The sequence below is a fragment of the Marinagarivorans algicola genome (genome assembly GCF_001292705.1).
Lineage (GTDB): Bacteria > Pseudomonadota > Gammaproteobacteria > Pseudomonadales > Cellvibrionaceae > Marinagarivorans > Marinagarivorans algicola.
Genome location: NZ_LGAK01000084.1, coordinates 1 through 4116, shown reverse-complemented (window position 1 = coordinate 4116; position 4116 = coordinate 1). Strand labels below are relative to the sequence as shown.

Below are 4116 nucleotides of genomic sequence, written 5' to 3'. Positions count from 1 at the left end.
ATGATGACTCACCATCTGCAGCGACAAACCAATGCAAGAATGGCACAGGACCAATAACCCCTTCGTGCATCCACGCTTGCCACCAAACCAAAGCGAAACCATAAGAAAGTGAAGCGAAAAATAGTATCGTAATGAGTATCTTTGCAAGATTCTTCATAGTTCACTCGTGCACATAACGCCACGTTAAGCGGTAAAAAAATGTTGGCTAAAATTGTGAACGGAGTGAAACAGCCAACTGTTTTTTGTCCGTTTGAACGCCTTGTTAGTACTACGTTTGCTTAATACTCGCGCCACCTGTCATGACGATAGAACAACCTTTACCTAATTGAATAGAAGTACCTTGGCTATTCATTTGGGTGTTTTCACCTATTACTGTTTTCCCTGTTGATGCTGATGAACCACCTGTAACCAATACTTGGGATGAAATTATTGTGCCTGCTATATTGACAGTACCATGAGCGTGATCGAAACGAATTCCACGCAGTGCCTCTAATAGAGCACCGTCTATTGTAATATTACCGCTACCAGCAGAGGCATCGATAACACCGACAGCCTCTCTAAATATGGCTTCAACATCTACTGGTGTTTTAGCATCTTGCAATTTGCTTTCTAATTCAGGCTTTATAGAAAATGCTGACGTAAAGAAATGCTTTACTGCATCAGTGGAAAAATTTGCAAGCATGCCTGACGCAAAACCTGTGATTATCGAAGTAGTGATTGGATCCATGAAACTCTCCTTAGTAGTACTAACGCCAAGGTAACCTGTGCAGCGTATGGAGCTGCTTTTTGGGGTAATGTGGCGACGCCACACCAAAAAGAAGCGGAGTATGCTGCATCAGGTTGACCGCATTGTTAGGTGATGAAGCATTGGGGCCGATACTAAAGCAATAGCTACGACCAACACGTAATCACCTAGTTTTATTGACTCTATTATTGGCACATCTATATCAACCAGCAACAATACTAAGAAAAATAGTACTGCATTAAAATAAAAGCATTTTGCAACCACTCTGTTAGCCAAAGAAGCCACCACACTTACCACAAATGCAAACATACCAAACTGAACAAGAACACTATCATTGCTACCGGAGCTTACCAACGAATTACTAAAAGCCGGCTCACCATTCAGTAATATCCTAAGTCCACCCAAATGGACGTGCGCCAGACCACAAACGACAATTAAAAATGAAGCTATTCCGCTTAGCACTCTATTCATTAAATCGGGCACCTAACGCCAACATAATGGGCCGGAATTGTGTTGATTATCTTGTGCTATCAAAGCACAAAATAAGCGACGCAATGGAGGTCCAGCCCGTTTACGGGCGTCATTGATGTTTTTGTTATGCGTATTGTTAAACATTGAAATGCTGAAACACAAAGACACATAAAACGATGATTACCAACAGACCTATAGCACTGCACCAAAATCCGTCTCTTTGCCCCGAATAATCGTCTAAGTAGACGACCTGTTTTGAAGATGGATATTTACCAAACGTAAGAATTTTACATACAGGCCATCCAACCCAATAGCAAATTGTGCCGAAGAATATTTCTGCAAGGATATAACCTATCGCGCGAAAAAATCCTCGTCCTATCGCTTCGCCTATATCATCCATATTGAAAATTTCCTCGATTCATTTTCGTACGCATAACGCTGCCAGAACGCGCAGCTTTGCAGTTGATTTTTTTGTGGTAGGCTTTTTTGCCACAAAACAAGCGACGGAAAAGCTGTCGCGTTGCTGGCCTTGTTAGTAGCTGCCACCGTGCAGACCCGATAAATCTTTGTAAAACCACTCATCAATCGTTGTTTCCTTTGCTATAGCTTGAGTTGTTCCTTCAGCAAAATAATACACCTCAGGGTTATCTCCATCTGAAGCATAAATCCAAGCAAGCACATAGCCTTGATGGGAATAAAATACAATAACATCATCGCCTCTCGGATTAGTAATGCTGTTTTCATCGAGAAACTCTCGAAAATATTCAGTATTCCCCAAAATATCGGAAGTGAAGCAATCAGTTCCAATTAGCGGGCCATCTGAGTGATTCCCACCCCAAAGTAAATACGCTTTAAGAGATAAAGGTAACTTTAAATCTAGCTTGCGCTCCATTTCAACGAGATTGTCTACGGTAGCACCCTTGGCATCACCATATTTACTTCTTAATTTCTCATTATAAAACTGCTGAGTCTTCGGTAACATTTTGCCTACTAACGCTTTGCTAACTGGCAAATAATGGTTTGCTAGAATGCGCGAAGCGCGAGCAAACTGTTATTTGTCCATTTAAGAAACTTGTTATATGTATTTTTAAAACGAACTTACAATTATTAATACAAAAGCCAAACCAAAATACTTATAGCTATTTTTAGAAAAGTTAAGATCAGATTTAAACCAGTGATTTAATGGAGCAGCCAACAAATATGGAGATAAAAGCAGACCACGCAGCAATGACAAAACACCAATGGTGCCTGCAATAGAGCCTAAATCCATTATATTGGTTTGATAAAATTGCACTGCTTGCATAATTATTACGAGAGTCATAAATCCTTTAATTAAGTTTGAGCTACGTCGAATTTTAATAGCATTATCTTCCATTGAACTCCATTCCTCTGCAATACATTTAACGCCTTTGTAAGTTGCGTTTTGGTTGTAGTGGAGTTTTGGGGTAAAGTTGCGAAGCAACCCCAAAACGAAGCGCAGACCGAAACGTCAACTTGACAAACTTGTTAGCAATTAGTCTAAGTGCTCTATATAGCCAAAATACCATTTCTCCAAAAACTCCGGAAAACTAGTAGCGATAGTTTCTGAGTGGCTTTCTTTCGAAAGAAATAACGCATAATTTACTATGCCATATTCACCATTATCCAATTTAATATTCGTATTAAAACAGTAAGCTCCATGCCCATGCTTCTCTAGAACCCACAGATAATCAGGAACGTCATATTGCTCTGCGTAATCTTCACGCATAAAAATAGTGTCCGCGTATAAATTCCCCCCTCCCATCTCTAAAGGATCAGCCTGAGTGATGCCTGATAGACCATTATCCATTGCATACAAGGCGCCATAAGTCCGAAGAAAATTCCTATATGATTCGGGAAAATTGAACCCCACCTCCTCTTCGAGGGTTTTAATTGAGAACTCATCTACACCACCCGACACCCAAACGTCCTCTCCCTTTTCTTTTGATTTATTTATTAATGATTCAATATCCATAATAATTCCATGAGTGCATGCATTGCTAACGCCGCCAGAACACGGCAATTTTGGAGTCGATTTTTTGTAGCAGCGTAGCGCCCGCCACCAAAAAGCGACGGAAAAATTGCTCGCTGTTACTGGCTTTGTTACACATAAACTACATGTAAAAGTATGTCGGCACTGTCTTGGGAGTAAACTCTTTTTCACCCATACCTGATTGTTTGTATAACAACCTTACGCTGTCAATCAACTGTCGCCTAATATACTTATTGATTATTTCCAAATCACTACTCGATAGCTCCTGTATGTTTTCGGGGTAGTAACCATCAACAATTTCTCCGTAAACTCCTATCGTAGAGACCGAACTATTTATATTTTGAGCGTCAACCACTAGAAAGTATTCCGGACTCAGCACTGCCACCTCTCTTTTTCGAGCGTCAGTTTCAACGTCATAAGTAAAACAGTCTGACGCTCTTTCCCCATAACCAAAAGTAGTTGAAAAAACAAGAATATCTAGATCGTTGTTGGATATGATCGCTTGAAACATTGCTTCATTTTCTGGTTTAACGGTATATTTACCAGACCACCAATTTACATCGAATATGCTCCCCGTTGGCTTCTGCATATTTACGTTATCTATGAAAATAACCGTATCACCATTATTTGAAGTAACTACTTGAAAGGCTTTTTGGATTTCCTTGTTCCAATTAAAAGGATTCTGGTAACTACGGTTAAAGTTGTTAAAAGCAGTATGCCCCGTATGGTTATGCTCAAAACACCCGTTGACTTCAGGATAAACGACACCAATTCTAATATTATCCTGAAACTGCTTGTTTAATGTCGGCTGCGAAGCGCAACCAGTGATAGCTAGTAGTATAAATACTATTGTGATTCTCACCTAGTAACTCCGTTGTCGATTGATGTG

The 4116-nt window shown here is 40.1% G+C and carries 6 protein-coding genes; all 6 read right to left on the bottom strand.

Translation table 11 applies throughout. The features are described from left to right. Positions 1-268: 268 nt before the first annotated feature. Positions 269-727, bottom strand: a complete 459-nt coding sequence (locus AC438_RS16155) for a hypothetical protein (RefSeq protein ID WP_053982298.1) — start codon at positions 725-727, stop codon at positions 269-271. Positions 728-835: 108 nt separating this feature from the next. Further along, positions 836-1228, bottom strand: coding sequence for a hypothetical protein (locus tag AC438_RS16150; protein WP_156317128.1), 393 nt, complete (start codon positions 1226-1228; stop codon positions 836-838). A 520-nt stretch (positions 1229-1748) separates the two neighbouring features. Beyond that, positions 1749-2198 (bottom strand): SMI1/KNR4 family protein, encoded by a 450-nt coding sequence (locus AC438_RS16140; protein ID WP_053982295.1) that lies wholly within the window; start codon positions 2196-2198, stop codon positions 1749-1751. 105 nt (positions 2199-2303) lie between these two features. Next, a complete protein-coding gene (locus AC438_RS16135; protein ID WP_053982294.1) occupies positions 2304-2591 on the bottom strand; it encodes a hypothetical protein in 288 nt (95 codons plus the stop codon). 138 nt (positions 2592-2729) lie between these two features. After that, positions 2730-3209 (bottom strand): SMI1/KNR4 family protein, encoded by a 480-nt coding sequence (locus AC438_RS16130; RefSeq protein WP_053982293.1) that lies wholly within the window; start codon positions 3207-3209, stop codon positions 2730-2732. 139 nt (positions 3210-3348) lie between these two features. Continuing rightward, positions 3349-4089: a hypothetical protein gene (locus tag AC438_RS16125; RefSeq protein WP_053982292.1), complete on the bottom strand. Its 741-nt coding sequence runs from the start codon at positions 4087-4089 to the stop codon at positions 3349-3351. Between the last annotated feature and the right edge of the window lie 27 nt (positions 4090-4116).

Coding starts and splice junctions, on each gene's coding strand:
- AC438_RS16130 (WP_053982293.1), bottom strand. CDS start 3,209: ATGGATATTGAATCATTAATAAATAAATCAAAAGAAAAGGGAGAGGAC.
- AC438_RS16155 (WP_053982298.1), bottom strand. CDS start 727: ATGGATCCAATCACTACTTCGATAATCACAGGTTTTGCGTCAGGCATG.
- AC438_RS16140 (WP_053982295.1), bottom strand. CDS start 2,198: ATGTTACCGAAGACTCAGCAGTTTTATAATGAGAAATTAAGAAGTAAA.
- AC438_RS16135 (WP_053982294.1), bottom strand. CDS start 2,591: ATGGAAGATAATGCTATTAAAATTCGACGTAGCTCAAACTTAATTAAA.